16 protein-coding genes, 4 tRNA genes and 1 pseudogene are annotated in these 19841 nt (G+C 39.1%); 12 read left to right on the top strand and 9 right to left on the bottom strand.

Translation table 11 applies throughout. The annotated features are described in order from the left end of the window. Positions 1-235: 235 nt before the first annotated feature. Positions 236-346: pseudogene (locus CXF64_RS14895) on the top strand (thioredoxin-dependent thiol peroxidase); the annotation flags it as partial. Between the two features lie 511 nt (positions 347-857). Here the strand turns inward: CXF64_RS14895 and CXF64_RS14885 are convergent. The 3 genes from CXF64_RS14885 to queE form a co-directional block, all read right to left on the bottom strand. Further along, complete coding sequence (locus CXF64_RS14885) at positions 858-2438, bottom strand: DUF4041 domain-containing protein (RefSeq protein ID WP_101217396.1); 1581 nt, start codon at positions 2436-2438, stop codon at positions 858-860. A 250-nt stretch (positions 2439-2688) separates the two neighbouring features. Then, complete coding sequence (locus tag CXF64_RS14880) at positions 2689-3432, bottom strand: class I SAM-dependent DNA methyltransferase (RefSeq protein WP_101217395.1); 744 nt, start codon at positions 3430-3432, stop codon at positions 2689-2691. A gap of 272 nt (positions 3433-3704) precedes the next feature. Next, entirely contained in the window at positions 3705-4370 is a 666-nt protein-coding gene (gene queE, locus CXF64_RS14875) for a 7-carboxy-7-deazaguanine synthase QueE (protein WP_101217394.1), read from the bottom strand. Between the two features lie 145 nt (positions 4371-4515). Between queE and queC the strand changes: the two genes are divergently transcribed. After that, the gene (gene queC, locus CXF64_RS14870; RefSeq protein WP_007583902.1) at positions 4516-5172 is read left to right on the top strand and encodes a 7-cyano-7-deazaguanine synthase QueC; all 657 of its coding nucleotides are present in this window, start codon (positions 4516-4518) and stop codon (positions 5170-5172) included. A gap of 89 nt (positions 5173-5261) precedes the next feature. Here the strand turns inward: queC and CXF64_RS14865 are convergent, their stop codons facing one another. After that, positions 5262-5711 (bottom strand): methyltransferase family protein, encoded by a 450-nt coding sequence (locus CXF64_RS14865; protein WP_101217393.1) that lies wholly within the window; start codon positions 5709-5711, stop codon positions 5262-5264. Positions 5712-5919: 208 nt separating this feature from the next. Here CXF64_RS14865 and CXF64_RS14860 point away from each other — a divergent pair, with 208 nt between their 5' ends. Next, the gene (locus CXF64_RS14860; RefSeq protein WP_007583900.1) at positions 5920-6162 is read left to right on the top strand and encodes a hypothetical protein; all 243 of its coding nucleotides are present in this window, start codon (positions 5920-5922) and stop codon (positions 6160-6162) included. A 4-nt stretch (positions 6163-6166) separates the two neighbouring features. Here the strand turns inward: CXF64_RS14860 and CXF64_RS14855 are convergent, their stop codons facing one another. The 5 genes from CXF64_RS14855 to CXF64_RS14835 form a co-directional block, all read right to left on the bottom strand. Beyond that, positions 6167-7189 (bottom strand): hypothetical protein, encoded by a 1023-nt coding sequence (locus CXF64_RS14855; RefSeq protein WP_101217392.1) that lies wholly within the window; start codon positions 7187-7189, stop codon positions 6167-6169. Between the two features lie 101 nt (positions 7190-7290). Beyond that, positions 7291-7971 (bottom strand): tRNA (adenine(22)-N(1))-methyltransferase, encoded by a 681-nt coding sequence (locus CXF64_RS14850; RefSeq protein WP_010553670.1) that lies wholly within the window; start codon positions 7969-7971, stop codon positions 7291-7293. After that, positions 7972-8910, bottom strand: coding sequence for a class I SAM-dependent methyltransferase (locus CXF64_RS14845; protein ID WP_101217391.1), 939 nt, complete (start codon positions 8908-8910; stop codon positions 7972-7974). Between the two features lie 2 nt (positions 8911-8912). Continuing rightward, on the bottom strand, positions 8913-10907 hold the full coding sequence (uvrB, locus tag CXF64_RS14840; protein ID WP_007583893.1) for an excinuclease ABC subunit UvrB: 1995 nt from the start codon (positions 10905-10907) through the stop codon (positions 8913-8915). Then, complete coding sequence (locus CXF64_RS14835) at positions 10904-12283, bottom strand: MATE family efflux transporter (RefSeq protein WP_024591018.1); 1380 nt, start codon at positions 12281-12283, stop codon at positions 10904-10906. Before CXF64_RS14835 ends, uvrB begins: the two co-directional genes overlap by 4 nt. 1052 nt (positions 12284-13335) lie before the next feature. Here CXF64_RS14835 and CXF64_RS14830 point away from each other — a divergent pair. The 9 genes from CXF64_RS14830 to rsxC form a co-directional block, all read left to right on the top strand. Beyond that, positions 13336-13412, top strand: a tRNA-Asn gene (locus tag CXF64_RS14830). Positions 13413-13433: 21 nt separating this feature from the next. Next, positions 13434-13510: transfer RNA gene (locus CXF64_RS14825), tRNA-Asn, on the top strand. Between the two features lie 21 nt (positions 13511-13531). Continuing rightward, positions 13532-13608, top strand: a tRNA-Asn gene (locus CXF64_RS14820). Between the two features lie 29 nt (positions 13609-13637). Further along, a tRNA-Asn gene (locus CXF64_RS14815) sits at positions 13638-13714 on the top strand. A gap of 148 nt (positions 13715-13862) precedes the next feature. Further along, on the top strand, positions 13863-15806 hold the full coding sequence (locus tag CXF64_RS14810; RefSeq protein ID WP_007585367.1) for an EAL domain-containing protein: 1944 nt from the start codon (positions 13863-13865) through the stop codon (positions 15804-15806). A 15-nt stretch (positions 15807-15821) separates the two neighbouring features. Continuing rightward, positions 15822-16640, top strand: coding sequence for a substrate-binding periplasmic protein (locus tag CXF64_RS14805; RefSeq protein ID WP_101217390.1), 819 nt, complete (start codon positions 15822-15824; stop codon positions 16638-16640). An 81-nt stretch (positions 16641-16721) separates the two neighbouring features. Continuing rightward, positions 16722-17303 (top strand): electron transport complex subunit RsxA, encoded by a 582-nt coding sequence (rsxA, locus tag CXF64_RS14800; RefSeq protein WP_008172491.1) that lies wholly within the window; start codon positions 16722-16724, stop codon positions 17301-17303. Position 17304: 1 nt separating this feature from the next. Next, positions 17305-17859, top strand: a complete 555-nt coding sequence (gene rsxB, locus CXF64_RS14795; protein ID WP_007585357.1) for an electron transport complex subunit RsxB — start codon at positions 17305-17307, stop codon at positions 17857-17859. 8 nt (positions 17860-17867) lie between these two features. Continuing rightward, on the top strand, positions 17868-19841 hold a 1974-nt coding region (gene rsxC / locus CXF64_RS14790), incomplete at its 3' end, for an electron transport complex subunit RsxC (RefSeq protein ID WP_101217389.1).

Raw genomic sequence — 19841 nt, 5'->3', positions numbered from 1 at the left:
CATATACAATATTATTTTTTAACATATAAATCGAGCGGAATCAGTAACTTTTAATAAACAAGAGTAACTTAAAAACTTCTTAAACTTATCAACTGGTTTATATATTAAATAGCCCTAAAACAAAAGCGTTCATAAAATTAAAAGTTTGTGCAAAAATCGAATTGCACAGTCAATAAATTTAAGCTTAAGCTATTATTTCAAATTGAATGTGCATTTAAAATGGGGTATAAACCAACACCGCCTAACGTTTTTAGTAGGCCAAGACGGTAAAATTAAACACCTATTTGATAAGTTTAAAACTAAAGATCACCATCAAGTAGTGTTAGATTATTTAGCTGCAGAATAAGTTTGTGGCAGAATAAGCTAGCGGCTAAGTAAGTTAGCTACCAGCTATTAGACAAATACAGAAAAGCGTTGCTCAAGGGCAACTCTTTTTTTATGCCTATACATTTGCCTATATAAAAACTTAAATAGTAATTGAGTAAATAATTTGTTAAAACTGCCAAAGCACTTATTATTAGCACCTTGCCAATTGGATATTTAAACCTTGAATAAAAGCCTAAAATTTAAACTTTATTTAACTGCATTAATCATCTGTATTATTGGTTTTAACTTTTCAGAACCAAGTATGCAATTTTACTCAAACCCGTTTTATATCGGTAGTTTTGTTTTTGCTATTGCGCTTATAATCTCTGTAATTAATTACGTCTGCCCTGCCTGTAAGAAAAACCAAGTAATGCGCTCTATTTCTAGTTATAAGCTTCCCACTAACGATTGTTATAATTGCGGGAAAGAAATTGATGAAAAAAACTAATTCACCTACTTTGTCTTAATACATGAAACTAAATAAGAAAGAGTTAAGCAACCGCATTACATTGTAAGTTTTTCTCTATTGCTAAACTCTCACGATACTCAGAAGCTTCAGCTTTTAAAGTCCAATGAACATCTTTAATCCCATTGCCCTCTACAGCTTTCTTAACTTCTGATATTGTAGTTTTGAAAAATTCTTTCCTTGAATTTATTTTATTCACTGAGTAAATATCAAAACGGCGATGAAGTTCTTTTTCTAAAGATGGCGCATCTTCACTAAATATCATCGCATGAACATCAAAGGAAAAAGGAACAGATGCATCGCCTAGTTCTTTGACACGATCCATAGGCTCAAGTCTTCGGGTCATACCAATTTTGAATACCTCTTCACCAAAACTGCCTACATTGCTTATTACGTATACATGCCCTCTTCGGGTTTGTTGTGCCATCGACATAGCTCTTTGACCTTTATCTTCTGCTTCTTTTAATTGCTTTTCTAGATCAAGTAATTTCGCTTCATAGTCGGCTCGCTGCTCATCATTTGCAGTAGAAAGTTCTTCTCGTGCTTTTTTCAAAGCTTTCTGAAGTAAGCGTTCTTCTTTTTCGGCTTCTTTCTTTGCTTTCTCAATATCTCTTAAAGCCTTTTCTTCTTCCCTAATTTGAGCCTTAATTTCTGCTTGCTCTTCACGTTCGATTCTTTTTAATTCACTTGTAGCTACAGCCCACTTTAGTTCAATTAAACGTGCATTAAGATATTTTTCATTAATTCTAGCTTTTCTAAAAGGAACGCCATTGTGGTTAACTAATGCGAACGCATCTAATATTTCTTGGTTTATTTTCCCAAAATTATCGTGTTTTACTTTAGATAATGCACTATCTACTTTACCGTTAAATGCATCAACTACAAAATGGATTGCATATGTTTTTCTATGTTGTTCAACATAGTCACAATCCCCAGCAAATCCTTCTTTTATCATTTGCCTAATATTTTGACGTATTGACTTTAGCTCTGCTCCAGCTTCTTTGTGACCAAAATCCTCAGCTAAGTCATCTAAAACTGAGTGATTAGGAATGATATAGTCGTCCTTATAGCCTTCGATAGTATTTCGCATTGCTTTTATTGCTTGCTCGTAGGTATTAGCTTTTTCTTTTGCTTCATACGCATCACCCGCAATCTCTTTAGCCCTTTGCTCTGCGAATAAAGTAATACGGTCAGCTTCTTGATTAGCATCCGACCTAATTTTTTCAGCTTTCTCCTTCGCTTCTCGAAGTCTTAGGCTCCCCTCTATTCTTTGTTCCTTTAATGACTCACTTACAGTAATAGATTCATTTTTTACTTCATTAGCTAAATTTTCAGCAGTTTGCTTTATAGCATTTGCTTTTAGTTTCGCTTCATCTAATAAAGCTTGAGAGTAAGCTTCGGCTTGAATGATTGGGCTATATTTCTCAGTTAGCTCTTTATTTTTCAATGATTGCTTTTTAGCTTCTTCTCGCGCTAAAGCTAAAGAATCATTTAATGCCTTAATATTTTTTTTAAACTGTATTTTTAAATTTTTTGTATGGTTGTACCAACCAAGACAAATCAATATGGTAATTATTAGGAGGAGAATTGATGCAGAGTGTTCCATTTTAAATTCCTTTTATCATTATTAAATCCACTATTTGAAGGTAGCATATATTTTTGAGTCGATGAAACTGAAATTAATATACAGAATTTTACGCGCCGAAACTCAAATACGGTGCATCGTCGGATGGCGCTTCGCTTATCCGACCTACGTTTTCAAATATATAATGCGGGTTTATTGGGTGTGGGTATTGGCCGTGGGTATTGGAGGTTCGTTGGGTTTCGCTGCGCTCTACCCAACCTACGTGTTTGCCTTAAATTTTTACGCAGACAAAAATGGCGTTGCCTGAGCGCTCTGCCCATGGGGTTATTTTGTCGTAGTCATGTTCAAATATGTGAATTTCAAAGTACGGCTTCAGGGCTTCTTTAAGCTCGGTATAACTAAAAGCAACCATTGGGTGCTCGTCGTGCCATACGAGTGTTTTATCTGCGGTGGTTTTTTCTATGCTGAGTTTTAATAATTGTTTGCTGCCAGTGCCACTGTAATGCCAACCAGAGCGAAATGTGAAGAAGCTATTTTCGCTTGTTGCTGTGTGCTCTACAAATGAATCGCTGTCGATTTTGTTTTTATCAACCGTGTTAAAGCAAAATATTCCACCTACGTTTAACGCACTGTGTACGCTGGCAAGGCATTCTTTTAACTTATTAATACCGTCGCAGTAATGGATTGAATACAAAAAGCAGGTAATTAAATCCAAGGGCTCGGTTACTTTAAACTCACTCATGTTTTGCAACGAAAATTGCGCTTCTGGACAACGAACTTTTGCTTTATCGAGCATTGGCTGGTTTAAATCAAGCCCACTACTTTTATAGCCGTAATCAATAAAGTGGCGTACATGCGGGCCGGTGCCACATGCTAAATCGAGATGGGTATTTGCGCCATTCCCAAAAATTTGGTGCAGCCTGTGAATAGAATTGCTTTGGGCTTGATAATCTATATCTGCGCACATTAAGTCGTAGTAATCAGAAAGGTCGGTGTAAAGCGCGTTTGCGGACATATAAGCCTAGTGGTAAGTAGTAGAATATTTTTAAGTCGCGCATAGTAAACTAATTAGCACAATTAACGAAGAAGATATGAGCTTTAGGATAGATGTAATTTAAGGCTATAAAGTTCAGGCTATAAAGTACAGGGTTGTCGGATGGCGCTTCGCTTATCCGACCTACGTATTTAAATATCATAGAGCGTTGTTGTAAAACGGTGTGAAATTGAAGATTTGTTGGGTTTCGCTACGCTCTACCCAACCTACGTACTATAACTTTAAGCTGCTCTTTAACTAATTCCTAAATACTTATGTACTTGTATTGATAGGCGCCAGTTTTTGGCAATGCAGGTGTCGATTGCTAATTTGGTTGCTGATACTTTTTGGCTAATTGGCTGCAAATAAACAAGCTTTGGATTAACGCCTGTTTTAGCAAATAACGCTTCTAGCTCTTCTACGTGCTTTTGCATAGCAACGGGGTGTTTAATTTCGTTGGCACGCTTCATTGCGCTGGTAAGTACTTCATAACCGCCGCGCATGTTTATTTTAGGCGATACCGTTACCCATGTTTGCTCTGGGGCGAGTATTTCAAACGTGCCGCTGGTTTCTATTTGTGTACTAAAGCCGTGCTCGTGCAATAAATTACATACTGGATTTAAATCAAACATACATGGCTCACCACCAGTAATAACTACGTGTTTTGCGGTATAACCTCGTGATTGAAACAACGCTAAAATTTGCTCTGCACTGGCGTTAGCCCAATGATCTGAGTCGGCTTTTTTTTCTACGGTTTCGTCCAGTGATACTTTATATACATTATCAACATCCCACGTTTGCTTGGTGTCGCACCAAGAGCAGCCTACTGGGCAGCCTTGCAGGCGTAAAAATATTGAGGGTGTGCCAGTAAAGCTAGCTTCACCTTGAATGGTTTCAAACACTTCATTAATTTTGTACAAAAGAGATCTCACTTACTACCTAGCAGCCAAATTGCTACTATTAAAAAACCAAAAAGCGCTGTGCAAAAATTGTTATTTAAGCTGCGGCCGTGTAGTATATCGCGCCCTGATATAAACCTCTATTAAAACTAAGAGCAAAACAGATATGACGCAAAAAGTAGTTGTTATTTATTCCGGCGGTATGGACTCATTTACCGTATTAAATAAAGCCCTGCAACAAGGCCATGATGTATATGCCCTATCATTTGACTATGGTCAGCGTCATGTAAAAGAGCTTAAAGTGGCGGCAAGTGTGTGTGAAAAATTAAACGTTCCACACAAAATTGTTGATATTTCGGCGATTAACCAACTTATTGGTGGCTCATCACTTACTGATGACATTGATGTGCCTGAAGGCCATTACGAAGAAGAGAGCATGAAAAGTACGATTGTACCTAATCGTAATATGATTTTGCTCTCGCTTGCTGTTGGTTACGCGGTATCACTTAAAGCTGGCCAAGTTTATTACGGCGCTCACTCTGGGGATCATGCTATTTACCCTGACTGCCGTCCTGAATTTGTGCAAAAAATGGATGATGTGTGTCGTATTGCTAACTACGACGCTGTAGAAATTTTTAGCCCATACTTAAACAATACTAAAATTGGTATTTTAACCGACGGTATTGAAATGGGTTTAGATTACAGCCAAACGTGGACTTGTTATAACGGCCGTGAAAAGGCCTGTGGTAAATGTGGCGCGTGCCAAGAACGCCTTGAAGCATTTGCACTAAATAACATTACAGACCCGTTAGAATACGAATAAGCACCAATTAATTAGTAATACAATTGCTGTAAACAAAAAAAGGCTATCATCGATAGCCTTTTTTTGTTTGTTTAATTTTAACGTAGAGATTACAACCAGCGTTTTACGCGCGCTTTATAGGCGGTAAACTCTTCGCCAAATAATTTAGTGAGCGCACGCTCCTCGGGTATTATTTGAAAAAACGTTAAGTATGCAACAAACCCTATAATACATAAAAGTGCCCACAAGGAACTTAACCAAATACCCCACCCTGCTAAAATAAATGCAAAACCTACATACATTGGGTTACGCGAAATCCGATAAATGCCGCTAGTAATAAGTTTTGACGCTTGCTCAGGTTTATTAGGGTTTACAGTGGTGTTTGCTATTTTAAAACTAACCACCCCTGCAATACAAAAAACACACCCTATAATGACCAAACTTGCTGCTAAGTAGGTAATAAATGCGGTGAAATCAATAACACTGTAATGCGCAATAAGCGCCATTATGCCTGCAAAAAACAGCACAACAATAACGGGAGGTATTTTATTATTTAACATGGCAACTCACTGTATTGGCTAAAGTATGTTTATTATATGGTGGCTATGCAGCCATTAAACAATATCTGAAGTGTATAAATGATGAACACGCTCAAATCTGAGCTTAAGTAAAGTATACAAATTAAGTTACAATTGTCAGCTTTATCATAAGCGCTTAAAGGTTATACTTTAACCATAAACGAATAATAAAATGATAAGGAATGAGATTATGTCTGGAACTACGATGATTGTACTTATTGTGCTAATTTCGGTTGGCTCAGGAGTGGTTTACGATATGTATAAAAAGCATCTTGAGTTTAAGCATAAAATGCAAAACAACAACAGCGATGCCCATAAACAATTAGCTGAAACTAACGCACAAGTGCTTGCATTAAAAGAGCGTGTACAAACACTTGAGGCTATTGTTACCGATTCAAGCTTTAGCGTTAAAGATGAAATTAATAAGCTTTAAATTGTTATAAGTAATTTGGATATAAATGTGCATTTTCTGGCTGCTCAATGCCATGAGCAGCTAAAAACCCACCAATAGCTTGCCCGCAGCCCTGTGGCGCTCGCCCGCTGTCTATCTCAAAATTTAACTGGTTAGCATGTTGCTTACCCATAGAGCAAAGCCCTACAGTACTTGGCGAGCGCATAGCGATACTTAAGTTACCTATTTGCTCAACCACAACGTGTTTACTAAAGCGGGCAAAACCTTTGTACTTAAATTGCTCGTTTACGTAATCATTGCTTGTGGCTACTAATGCTGTAATTAAGGCGTGTAAAAAGCTATTAGCGGATGGATCTGCTGTTAAAAACGCGATTGTTTTTTTATTAAACTCGCTAAGTTGGCAATCTTCACACAACAGCTCAACAGTATATAAATGTTGCTCGGCTATTTGCTGCTGGCTCTTAAGCTCAATACTTTTTCCTGCAAATACAATACGTTTAAGCACTTCATCAACACGGCTTTCAGCACTTTCACTTTTAACAAGCTCAGGGTTTTGCGCCATTACCGGTAAGTCGTGATGGTTATTAAATGGCGTACTTGTTGCGCCGCTTTGCATTAACTGAAAAAGCTCTCTTACTTCATGTTCACGCGCTACTTTTAACGCTAAAAATGCAGTTTGGATAAGTTCTGAAGTAGGTAAGTTTTCCTCTACTATCCAGCGTCTGCCAAATAATAGCTTTTTGGCTTTGCCTTCATTTGCAGATGCACTTTTTTGATAGTTATCTGGGCTCAGCACTGCTACTTGCAGGTAAATTTCTTCACCTTTTTGTGCAGCAAGCACTCTAAAGTGAGCCGAAAACTCAATACTCTCAAGCACTTCGTTTACGCTTTCAAGCGTGTGCTTGTAACGTAAAAAATGTTGTGGCACCACCCAGCTGCTATTAGCCAATTGCACAAGGGGTGCATAAGAAATAGGTTGCTCGTAGCTGTGTTGCCATTTTTGCTCATTGCTAAGCAAATGATTAATGTGACTCTTGTTATCTGACATAAATAAACCAAATAAACTCGCGTTGTGCGATATAAACTATGAACACATTACGTCGTCAATGTCGTAATTAGATCACATGTACGCCCTACTTTCGGGCTTTTTTAACTATCGGTGAGTTCTTGATAGTCTGTTATAACTTTTTGATAGTATGGCTTATCTTTATTGAGCATTTTATTATAATGATTTATGAGTTGCCGCTGGTACATAGCGTGCTCTGCACTACTAAAATCCCACATTTTATTACCGGTGTGACTAATCTCATTATTGCTACTAAAGCTCACTTCAATCACTTCATAAAAACGTTTGTTGTCGTAAACTATTTGCTCACTTACAAGCCCTAAACCTAATTGCTTTAAACCCACTCGCAACTTATAAGTGTGATGCACTGGGCATAAAATAAACCGAACATTATTTAAATGCTCCACTGCATTATTAGCAATAATTTGTTGTATTAAACTTAACAACAGCTCACCGCCAACACCTGCTATTACAACTACTTGGCTTTTACTTTGAGCAATTTCAATTTTGCCTACATCCTGACATAAGACCTGCCACTGCGGATTTTTATTACAGGTTTTTTGTAATTTATTAATAGATGATAATTGCGCTTCTAGGTCGTTCATTAAAGTGGCGACTATATCTACAAAAATAACCTGGTTTGCAGCTGCGCGTTTTAATAGCGCCATGCCTAAATAACCATGGTCGCAGCAGCAATCCCAAATAATATCGTGATGCTGCGAAATTAATGTATCAATGGCAGTTAGGCGTTTGCTGAGCTTCATTTAATCAGCAGATTGTGACGTTTTGTAGATAAGTGCTTTTAAGCTTCTGTCGCTGTCTACTTCAATAAAACGCTCGGTAGGGGCTAGGCGCTCAACAAATTCAATTGCGCCTTGGGTGTGCTCGTTTATTAACGCCTTAAACGCCTCTTCGCTAAGCTCTGGGCTATTAGCGCACAATAACAATTGTGTGGTATCACAAAGTAGCTCTGGCAACCTGCGCAGCACTTTTTGATAGTCTTTAGTTAATATAAAGCTGCCTTTTTGAAAGCTTGGCGGATCAACTATTATTAAGTCAAACGGGGCTGCTTTTTTTAGTTTTCCAAACGACTTTAAAATATCGTGAGGTAAAAAACTTACGCCACGCTCAAAACCATTTAATTGATGGTTTTGCTTGCCGACTTTAAGTACACCTTTGCTCATATCCATATTCATTACATGATCTGCTCCGCCTTGCATTGCTGCAAGCGAAAACCCACACGTGTACGAAAATAAATTAAGCACTTTGCCATGCTTACTATTAGCCATTACAAACTCACGGCCGCTGCGCATATCGGGAAATATTCCGGTATTTTGACGGCTCTGTAAATCAACCAAAAAACGAATGCCGTTTTCGGTTACAACATGCGGGTTAGGTAATTGCCCATAAACCACGGTGTTTTGGCTTTGCACGCCAGCGCGTTGCTGATACACAAGTGAGCTAATAAGCTCTGGCTGGTTTTTTTGCACCCACTGCCACACAACATCGGTAAGCTCGCTTAGTGTTTGCTCGTCAATTTCGTCGTACGAAACCAAAAACAAACTTGGCGGATAAAAGTCTAAATTAATATGACTTAACGCCTCAACACTATGGCCACGGCCATGAAAAACACGGCACAGTTCATTTTTTAAAATTGGCGCATCTTCAAGCGCAGTAATAAGAGGAGTAAAGTTTGCTGTCATTTTTAATTAATCAACTGTTGTTGTAGTTCATGTATTTCATCGCGAACAGAGCCCGCTTTTTCAAATTCTAGGTCGCTTGCGTATGCATGCATTTTGGTTTCAAGCTGCTTAATTTGCACGGTAATTTCTTTCGCGCTAAGTACCTTTTTAGAGTCTTTACGAACAAGTCTAAGGTTATCTTTAGGGCCGGCTTCTTCGCCTACATCCATCGCATCAAGAATCTTTTTGGCTAGTGAATGCGGTTCAATACCGTGTTCAATATTATAAGCATGCTGAATTTCGCGTCTGCGCGCTGTTTCGTCCATGGCCTTAGCCATCGATTTTGTAATTTTATCACCGTATAAAATAGCGCGACCATCTAAGTGACGTGCAGCACGACCAATGGTTTGAATAATTGAACGCGCTGAGCGTAAAAAGCCTTCTTTATCGGCATCAAGTATGGCTACTAGCGCCACTTCTGGCATATCCAGGCCTTCCCGAAGTAAGTTAATACCCACTAACACATCAAACACGCCCGCACGTAAATCACGAATAATTTCAACCCGTTCAACCGTGTCTATGTCTGAATGTAAGTAACGCACTTTTACGTCGTGCTCACTTAAGTAATCGGTTAAATCCTCAGACATACGTTTGGTCAAAGTGGTTACAAGTACGCGTTCGCCCTTCTCTACACTTTTATAAATTTCTGAAAGTAAGTCATCAACCTGATCGCCCACCGGGCGCACTTCAATAAGTGGATCAAGCAGCCCTGTTGGACGAATTACTTGCTCTGCGATTGCGCCCACACAACGGTCTAACTCAAAGTCGCCTGGCGTTGCCGATACATAAATTGTTTGTGGTGAAATAGCTTCAAATTCTTCAAAGCGCAGCGGCCTGTTGTCCATTGCTGAGGGCATTCTGAAGCCATATTCAACTAAGTTTTCTTTTCGGCTTCTGTCGCCTTTATACATTGCGCCAATTTGCGATACGGTTACGTGCGATTCATCAATAATCATCAATGCGTCGTCTGGGAGGTAATCAAGTAATGTGGGTGGCGGATCGCCCGGCGTACGGCCCGATAAATAGCGGCTGTAGTTTTCTATACCAGAGCAATAACCTAGCTCCCGCATCATTTCTATATCGTATTGCGTACGCTGCGTTACGCGTTGCTCTTCTACTAATTTATTAGCACTGAGTAACTGGGCTCTTCGATCTTTTAGTTCTTCTTGTATTTTATCGATAGCACCGAGTATTTTTTCACGCGGGGTAACATAGTGTGTTTTTGGATAGATAGTGGTGCGTATTATATGCTTTTCGACGGCGCCTGTAAGCGGATCAAAAATACTCAAGCGCTCTATTTCGTCATCAAACATTTCTACGCGAATTGCGAAGGTGCTAGATTCTGCAGGAAATATATCAACCACTTCACCACGTACACGATATGTACCACGGCTAAAATCTATATCGTTGCGGGTGTATTGTATTTCAGCTAGGCGACGCAGCATGTCGCGTTGGTCTACTTTTTCGCCCACTTTTAAAAGTAGCATCATTTTCATGTATGATTTAGGGTCGCCCAAACCATAAATAGCCGATACCGACGCCACAATAATGGTGTCGCGACGCTCAAGCAGTGCTTTGGTTGCACTTAAACGCATTTGTTCTATATGCTCGTTTATCGAGGCATCTTTTTCAATAAATGTGTCGCTAGATACAACATAGGCTTCTGGCTGGTAGTAATCGTAATACGATACAAAATACTCAACCGCATTTTTAGGGAAAAACTCTTTCATTTCGCCGTATAGCTGCGCGGCAAGCGTTTTATTGTGCGCCATTATTATTGTTGGACGGTTTAAATCGTTAATAATATTAGCCATGGTAAAGGTTTTACCTGTACCGGTGGCACCTAATAAAGTTTGGTGTGCAAGGCCTGCTTCTAATCCTTCACATAGCTGCTTAATCGCTGTGGGCTGATCGCCTGCTGGTTTAAAATGTGATTTTAACTGAAAATGGTCGCTCAATTATTGCACTCCTGTAACGATTCGCCGCTCAGCGCTTCTAGTTTTTTCATAAACCATTTGTATGCCACTATTGCTGTAAATAAGTTACCTAAAGCAGCGCCAATAAATAGCCCTAATAATCCGGCTATTTCGTTGCCTACATAAGCAAATGGTACATAAAATATGAATAACCGAATGACACTTAATACCAATGCGTACATTGGTTTGTGTAAAGCATTAAACGATGAATTTGATAATATGATCACCCCTTGTAAGCCATAACTTAGCGGGATGGTATAAATAAAGAGTTTAATTACATCTATTACAGCTTGTTCTTTACCAAATAATTGGCTTATAACACCTGAAAATGCAATGAGTAATACGTAAATGGCAAATTGCCATACCATTACAAATTTTAGTGTGCCGGTATACGCTTCTTTAACGCGGCATAATTTGCCAGCGCCAAAGTTTTGGCTAACAAATGGCGGTAATGTCATCGATAGTGCAAGCACTAATATACTTGCAATAGATTCTATTCGACTTCCCACTCCAAATGCAGCTACGGCCTCTGGCCCGTGATGCGCAACCATAGCGGTCATTACGGCCATTGCAACCGGTGTAAGCATGTTTGCGCCGGCAGCAGGCAAACCAATTTTTAATATTTTACGAATAGCGCCCGTCACTGTTTGCTTGCCTGCTTTTAGGCTCAACAAGCGTTTTTTAACCGCTAATATATATAAAATAATAACCACAGCAACCGACCATGCAATAACGCTTGCTATGGCCGCGCCTTGAATACCTAACGCTGGTACTGGCCCAAAACCAAATATCAATATAGGGTCGAGTACGGCGTTTATGAGCCCTGCTCCACCCATTACTATACTTGGCGTTTTTGTATCGCCACTGGCGCGCAGTACCGAGTTACCAATCATTGGGGTTATTAAAAATACACTACCGATAAACCATATATTCATGTATTCGTGTATTAACGGCAATACTTGTGCGCCCGCTCCTAGCAAAGTAAATATGGGGTCAATCAGTAAATACCCAACGGATGACAACACAATAACCAGAACCACACCAACCATTAAAGAAATACTGGCGTCAAAACGCGCTTCATCTATTTTATTACTACCGAGCGCTTTTGCTATTACTGCCGATGTACCGATCCCCAGCCCTATTGCTAAGCTAATAACGGTAAAGGTAACCGGAAATGTAAAGCTCACCGCTGCAAGCGGCTCAGTGCCTAGTAAGCTTATAAAAAATGTATCGACAATATTGAACATCATTAGCGTGATCATGCCGAATATCATCGGGATGGTCATCGTCTTTAATGTGGGCAAGATGGGATCGTTTAGTAAATCTGGGCGAGTCTGGGATTTTGAAATTGCGCGCATGAAATAAATAGGCCTCTTTTACTGAACGAATCATTTTAAAGCATCAAGGCAGTTCAAGCCACGGATTTATCACTACAATTGAAGTAATTAAAGAAGTAAAGATTCGAAAAAATAGTAAAACTTAGTTTTTGCATCTTTTTGTTAAAATAGAGCCTAAACACACCAAAAACCAATTAAAACACATTTTTATAACTTTTATTACAAACACCCAGTGATATATGATGCTTTTTTACACAAAGGTACTGCTTGGTTTATCGTTACGAAAAAATTCCCTCATCGAGTTGCATACATTCAGCATCAAATCATAACCCATTGTTTTATATTGAATTAAAAATAGTGATTTAAAAGCTTGAAATCGTTGTAGCACCCTAAACCATTGGTGCCGATGATGTTCTTAAAGTTTCATAAACAGAGTTATCCACAGAAACCGTGGATAACTCATTCAAACCCGCATTTATAAAGGCTTTGAGAGAGCCTCCATTTTCGGTGATATCCAACCAATTGACCATTTGTTAATTGTGGCATTTTTATAAACTCACGCTAAAAACTGTAGCTCACCAATTTTTCTTCTTAACATAGTTGTACGTTAGGTATAAAAAAACGTTTAATACAAAGTTAAGTTATTGATTGCTCTATTTTTGAACGGATAAAACAAATACTCATTTTATACATAGTGATTAGATCACAATTTAGATCAAAAAATATTTCTGCGAATATACACATAGGTATATTTTTAGAAAATTAAAACAAAAAACAAATTAAATACGAAAAATATCGCTAAGTAAAAAATGAGTTTTTATGTTTTTGAGTTGTTTTTTAATAACAAGCCACTTTAATACCGTGTTTAATTTAACCAATTTGAAGACTCAGCAATAATAAAAGTCACATTGTTATTCTTAAATTTTTAAAAAAGTAACTTTAATAGAGCTATAAAACACGCAGATCGAACACAAAAACAACGAATAAACCTCTTTTTTCAATTTATGACTTTTATATGTTGACACTTTGCGGCGCGGTCATTAATATTTCGCCCCGTTGAAAGGCAAGACGCTTCCCCCTTAGCTCAGTTGGTTAGAGCGACGGACTGTTAATCCGCAGGTCCCCCGTTCGAGTCGGGGAGGGGGAGCCAAGTTTTTCAACCATAAACGATTCCCCCTTAGCTCAGTTGGTTAGAGCGACGGACTGTTAATCCGCAGGTCCCCCGTTCGAGTCGGGGAGGGGGAGCCAAGTTTATGTTTATGATGTAGTTCCCCCTTAGCTCAGTTGGTTAGAGCGACGGACTGTTAATCCGCAGGTCCCCCGTTCGAGTCGGGGAGGGGGAGCCAAATCATCATAATAATATCACTACTTTAGTTCCCCCTTAGCTCAGTTGGTTAGAGCGACGGACTGTTAATCCGCAGGTCCCCCGTTCGAGTCGGGGAGGGGGAGCCAATTCTAAGAATTTCATAGACATCTCAAGCTAATTCCACTACTCTTCCTTATATAACTAAAGCATTAGTTTATTCCTTAATGCGCTGTACTTAGTTTATTAATCAAGGACTTGATTCCTTCCCTTTTGAATTATTAAAAGACTGAAAACATGGCTGGATTTAAAAAACTTATTTTTATACAAATTATCTCTTGGTTATTGTGTGTTGCAGCAGGAAGCTACTTCATATCTATAAGCTTTGATACTGCGGTAAGTGATGCACAAAAAAGTGCGCAAACTACTGTTACTAAGTATATTAATGACCTTTCTTTAGACGATATTTCTGCTCAAAATTTAAAACAATCAATTGCAGATGGTAAAACGTTTTCAAGCTTCACCCTAAGAGATTACCAAGGGGCTGAAATATTTAGCATTAACCCCCCTACTCAATTACCAATGTTTGCTGATTTTGTACTCTCTAACTTTAACTCAGTGCGCCCTCAATTTGCTGTAAATGACGCCTCAGATATAAAAGTTGAATTTGTACTTAACATTGAGCATTTAGCGTCGCAGCTACAAACCTCCCTTTTTATTGTTATTTTGATTTCTGCCATTTTAGTTATTATTCCAATAATTCTAATGAAATCTATTTTTTACCATTTAAATAAAAACATAAGTACAACAGTTGCTGACATTATCGATATTTATATCAATCAAAACCAAGTTGATAATGATTTAGAAACAGCACTAGATGGCACTCGATTGAAAAAAATGGGAAAAGATTTAGTACCTAGCTTTAATCGATTATCACATTTCTTAAAAAACAAAAACGAAGACATACAAAGCGCTGCTATGACTATTAAGCATGAAGCGTACAAAGATGTAATTACCTCCCTTGGTAATCGTAATATGTTTGTTGAGTATTACGAAAAAAATATTGAAAACACTGAGCAAAGTACATTTGGTTCTTTAGCTATGGTTCGTTGTAGCGAACTACAAGCTATAAACCAAAGCCGTGGTTATCAAAAAGGTGATGAGTACGTTAAAGGCGTTGCCGATATTATTAAGCACATAAGCGGCACTTACACTGGCAGCCAAGTATTTAGATTAAACAGCTCTGACTTTGCTGTCGTACTACCCCACATTCCTTTAAAAGAAGCTGAGCGCTTTGGTGAAAACCTGCAATCGCGCTTCACGCAGTACCAACAAAACCAAGAGTTAAGCTCGGTAGCTAATACGGGTATTGTAGGTTACGAAAAAGGTAAGCCGTTAGGCGAATTGCTTTCTGTTGTTGATAACGCAATGAGCATGGCGCAATCAAAACAAGTAAACGCATGGCACGTACAACGCGAAACCGATTTAGTTAATAACGTAAGTGCGGGGTTTGGTAATCAAAACTGGCGTAAGGTTATTAAAGAAGTTATTGAATCTAAGCGTGTGCATTTGGTAATGCAAAACATTATGCCGCTTGGTAAAAGCATAAAAGCCTACGCTGAAGTACAAGTTCGATTTAAAACAGAAGACAATCAAGTACTGCCTACCGCTTCTTTTTTAGCGATGGCCGAAAAGCTTGATATGGCAATAGAAATTGATCGCCTGATCATAGACTCTTCTCTTGAAAAGGTTAAAAGCCGTAATTTATCTGAAAAGTTTTTTGGTTTAAACGTGACAGCTTCTAGTGCACACAACGATCAGTTTGTAATTTGGCTAGAGCGCCGATTATTGAAAGATACGCATATTGCATCTAAACTAGTATTTGAAGTAAGTGAGTTTGGTTTACAGCAAAACATCAAGGCTAGTAAGCGCTTTATCGACATGGTTCACCGTGTTGGCGCACGCGTTACAGTTGAACGTTTTGGTGTTGGCTTAACTTCATTTAAGTTTTTCCGCGATTTAAAACCTGATTTTATTAAAATGGATGCAAGTTATACTCGCGGCCTCGAAGACGATAAAAACAATCAGTACTTTATGCGCTTAATGGTCGATTTAGCCCACCGCATTGGTGTTAGTGTATTTGCTGAGGGCGTTGAGAGCCAAGAAGAAAAGCACATTATAGAAACGTTGTGTTTAGATGGCGTTCAAGGTTATTACATAGAAAAACCTAAAGACATATAGTCTATTGGAGGCATCATGAAAAGAGTAATTACCTTTATTATACTTTTTATTATGCCTTTGAGTTTGTACGCAAACGCCCCGCAAAAAGAATTAGTTTTTAGCACTCATAACTATCCTCCATTTTCATTTGTTGATGAACACGATAATGCCGCTGGCCCCTTTGTTGATATACTTACTTTAGCGTGTAAACGCCTCAATTATAAATGTGAGTTTGTCAGCGTACCAAATCGTCGCTCTAAGCTCATGTTAAAAAACCTGCAAGCTCAAGGAAACTTTCCTATGGGCTGGAATCTTGACCGCAACGAATGGCTTTATTTTTCGATCCCGCTTATGAAAATGCAATATGCCTTTTTTCAACCTGAGGGTGCAAAAAAAACCATCAAAAGCCTCAATGATCTACAAAAAATGCAAATTGCTGTTTTTGGCCCTTCAAATGCATCTTTTCAACTAATCAAAATACAGCAACAAATGATTAAAGACGGATTGAGGGAATTTGATATTGTTTTACTCACCGATGCCAATGGTACGGGTGTAAAAATGATAGAAAACAATCGTATAGATGGGTACTTTGCCAATACTTTACAAGCACGCGCTAGGCTAAAACAATTTAACTTACATCATGTTAATTTGGCCTTTTTACAAAGCGAATCCCCCTATTTTATTGGTTTTAATAAAATTCAATTATCTCCTGAACAAATTGCCCTATTTAATAAAGCACTATTAGATTTATACCAAGAACACGATCAATTTAAAGATATTTTAAAGCCATATAATATCGATCCTATTCTAATTACACCTGAAATCTTAAGTCACTTTAATATCATTACTGATTGAGTCGTTTATTTTCTTCTCATGTGTTGTTAATCGATAAAGAAAAAAGGATAATACCCACGTTTATTATAGCGTGAGGCACACATGACAGAATATGTCTTGTTATTGATTGGAACCGTTCTGGTTAATAACTTTGTATTAGTACAATTTTTAGGCTTATGTCCGTTTATGGGCGTATCAGGTAAGCTTGATACGGCGATTGGTATGTCTTTGGCAACCACGTTTGTGCTTACCCTTGCCTCTGTAACTAGCTATTTAGTTAATCAATATATTTTAATCCCTCTGGATATCGCCTTTTTACGCACCATGAGCTTTATTTTAGTGATTGCCGTTGTAGTGCAATTTACCGAAATGGTTGTGCGTAAAACAAGCCCTACTCTATATCGTTTATTAGGCATATTTTTACCGCTGATCACCACTAACTGTGCGGTATTAGGTGTGGCTTTATTAAATATCAAAGAAGATCATTCGTTTTTACAATCTGCAGTGTATGGTTTTGGTGCTGCGGTTGGTTTTTCTTTAGTGCTTGTATTATTTGCAGCACTACGAGAACGTTTAGCAGCTGCTGACGTTCCTACGCCTTTTAAAGGCGCCTCTATTGCAATGATCACTGCAGGCTTAATGTCGATGGCGTTTATGGGTTTTACTGGATTAGTGAAGTTTTAATATGACCTTGTTTTATGCCTTGATAGCGATTGGTTCGCTAGCACTCATTTTTGGACTTATTTTAGGGTTTGCAGCAATTCGCTTTCGCGTTGAAGGTAATCCTATTGTTGAGCAAATTGATACTATTTTGCCGCAAACTCAATGCGGACAATGTGGCTACCCGGGTTGTCGCCCTTACGCCGAAGCCATAGCCAATGGCGATGAAATAAATAAATGCCCACCGGGCGGCGAATCAACCATGAAAAAGCTTGCCGGCTTAATGGGTGTTGATGAAAAACCACTTGCCGGTGGCGAGCAAGCAGAACCTATAAAAACAGTGGCTTATATTCGCGAAGATGAATGTATTGGCTGTACCAAATGTATTCAAGCCTGCCCGGTTGACGCTATTTTAGGCGCTACTCGTCAAATGCACACTGTGTTAATTGATGAATGTACTGGCTGTGATTTATGTGTTGAGCCTTGCCCTGTAGATTGCATTGATATGCTACCTGTAGCCGAAACTAAACAAAACTGGAAATGGCAGCTAGATGCTATTCCTGTTACACAAATAGATTAGAGGTTTGAGTGGACAAGTTACTTGAACAAATAAAAAAAGGCACCGTGTGGGCATTTCTTGGCGGCATACACCCACCACAACAAAAATCACTCTCTAATAGTGCGAGTATCACTCGCCTACCTTTGCCCGACAAACTCATTGTTGCGCTTAAGCAACACATAGGCGCAAACGGTAAGTTACTGGTAGAAAAAGGCCAACACGTCTTAAAAGGCCAACCACTTACAGCCCCTGCTGCTAACTGGTCGGTACCTGTGCATGCACCGAGCTCTGGTGTGGTTACTGATATTGCACCTATGCCATCAGCACATCCATCGGCCCTACCTGAACTAAGTGTTATTATTGAGCCAGACGGCAAAGACGAATGGGTAGCTCTAAATAAAAATAAAAATCCTGCTGAGCTTAGTCATGATGAGCTGATAAATATTATTCACCAAGCCGGTATTAGCGGTATGGGTGGTGCTGGTTTTCCTACTTATGTAAAAGCAGATACCAAGCAACCTATCGAATTTTTGATTGTAAATGCTGTTGAGTGCGAACCTTATATTACTGCCGATGACGTTTTAATGCGCGAACACGCTAAAGAAGTTATCCAAGGCATTGAAATAATGCAGCAACTTTTAAACCCAACACTGTGCATTGTGGGTATAGAAGATAACAAGCCTGAAGCTATTGCAGCAATGAAGCAAGCAGCTGAGCATAACTCAAAAATTATTATTCAAACGGTGCCAACTATTTATCCATCTGGCGGTGAAAAGCAATTAATTAAATTACTTACTAACCGTGAAGTTCCTAGCATTGGTATTCCTGCCGATATTGGTATTTTAGTGCATAACACCGGGACTTTGTTTGCCGTACAACAAGCCGTTTATGAAGGTAAACCACTCATTGAACGTATAGTTACGGTAACAGGTAACACTATTCATAAGCCTGGGAATGTATGGGCACTACTTGGCACTGAAATAAAGCATTTACTTGATTGCCAAGGTTTCTCACCTGTACCGCAGCAAAGTGTTGTAATGGGCGGCCCAATGATGGGCTTTACGCTACCCACAGTGCGTATTGGCATAGTTAAAACAACTAACTGTATTTTAGCGCCTGATCATAAAGAGCTAGCGGAGCCCGGCCCTGAAAAAGCCTGTATACGTTGTAGCGCTTGTGCTGATGCCTGCCCTGCTTCTTTATTACCACAGCAATTGCAGTGGTTTGCTAAATCAAAAGAGTACGACAAACTACAAGAGCATAATTTATTTGACTGTATTGAGTGTGGTGCTTGTGCATATGTGTGCCCAAGCGAAATCCCTCTTGTACAGTACTACCGTATAGCCAAAGTTGAAATTAAAGAACAACAAGCTGACAAAATTAAAGCCGACAGAGCAAAAGAGCGTTTTGATGCACGAAAAGAGCGTTTAGATCGCGAGCAAGAAGAACGTCAAAACCGCCATAAACGTAAACCTGCCGCTAAATCTTCTGACGAAAAGCAAAAAGTAGCAGAGGCACTAGCCCGCGTTAAAAATAAATCAGATAACGGCGATGAAAAATCAGCTGTTGCAGCTGCTATTGCACGCGCTAAAGCTAAAAAGCTAGGCGATCAATCTGCTGAATTAGAACCTGACAATAGCGAAGTAGCAAAAGAGCGCGCACTACGTAAAGAACAAGCGCGTAAATATAAAGAGCAAAAATCTCAAACAGATGAATCGGCCGAGACTGCACCCGTTGATGATAAAAAATCAGCAGTCGCTGCAGCCATTGCTCGCGCTAAAGCTAAAAAAGCAGCACAAGCATTAGATAACGCTGAACAAACAGTAAGTGAAGAGCCACAAAGCGATGCCCCTGTTGATGACAAAAAAGCAGCGGTAGCGGCGGCCATTGCTCGTGCAAAAGCTAAAAAAGCGGCTAAAGCATTAGATGGCGCTGAGCAAACCGTGAGTGAAGAGCCACAAACTGATGCCCCTGTTGATGACAAAAAAGCAGCGGTAGCGGCC

It is taken from the genome of Pseudoalteromonas sp. GutCa3 (assembly GCF_002836155.1).
Lineage (GTDB): Bacteria > Pseudomonadota > Gammaproteobacteria > Enterobacterales > Alteromonadaceae > Pseudoalteromonas > Pseudoalteromonas arctica.
The sequence above is the reverse complement of the archived record's forward strand: the minus strand, read 5'-3'. Positions and strand labels throughout refer to the sequence as shown.

Coding starts and splice junctions, on each gene's coding strand:
- CXF64_RS14885 (WP_101217396.1), bottom strand. CDS start 2,438: ATGGAACACTCTGCATCAATTCTCCTCCTAATAATTACCATATTGATT.
- CXF64_RS14880 (WP_101217395.1), bottom strand. CDS start 3,432: ATGTCCGCAAACGCGCTTTACACCGACCTTTCTGATTACTACGACTTA.
- queC (WP_007583902.1), top strand. CDS start 4,516: ATGACGCAAAAAGTAGTTGTTATTTATTCCGGCGGTATGGACTCATTT.
- CXF64_RS14865 (WP_101217393.1), bottom strand. CDS start 5,711: ATGTTAAATAATAAAATACCTCCCGTTATTGTTGTGCTGTTTTTTGCA.
- CXF64_RS14860 (WP_007583900.1), top strand. CDS start 5,920: ATGTCTGGAACTACGATGATTGTACTTATTGTGCTAATTTCGGTTGGC.
- CXF64_RS14855 (WP_101217392.1), bottom strand. CDS start 7,189: ATGTCAGATAACAAGAGTCACATTAATCATTTGCTTAGCAATGAGCAA.
- CXF64_RS14850 (WP_010553670.1), bottom strand. CDS start 7,971: ATGAAGCTCAGCAAACGCCTAACTGCCATTGATACATTAATTTCGCAG.
- CXF64_RS14845 (WP_101217391.1), bottom strand. CDS start 8,910: ATGACAGCAAACTTTACTCCTCTTATTACTGCGCTTGAAGATGCGCCA.
- CXF64_RS14835 (WP_024591018.1), bottom strand. CDS start 12,283: ATGCGCGCAATTTCAAAATCCCAGACTCGCCCAGATTTACTAAACGAT.
- CXF64_RS14810 (WP_007585367.1), top strand. CDS start 13,863: ATGGCTGGATTTAAAAAACTTATTTTTATACAAATTATCTCTTGGTTA.
- CXF64_RS14805 (WP_101217390.1), top strand. CDS start 15,822: ATGAAAAGAGTAATTACCTTTATTATACTTTTTATTATGCCTTTGAGT.
- rsxA (WP_008172491.1), top strand. CDS start 16,722: ATGACAGAATATGTCTTGTTATTGATTGGAACCGTTCTGGTTAATAAC.
- rsxB (WP_007585357.1), top strand. CDS start 17,305: ATGACCTTGTTTTATGCCTTGATAGCGATTGGTTCGCTAGCACTCATT.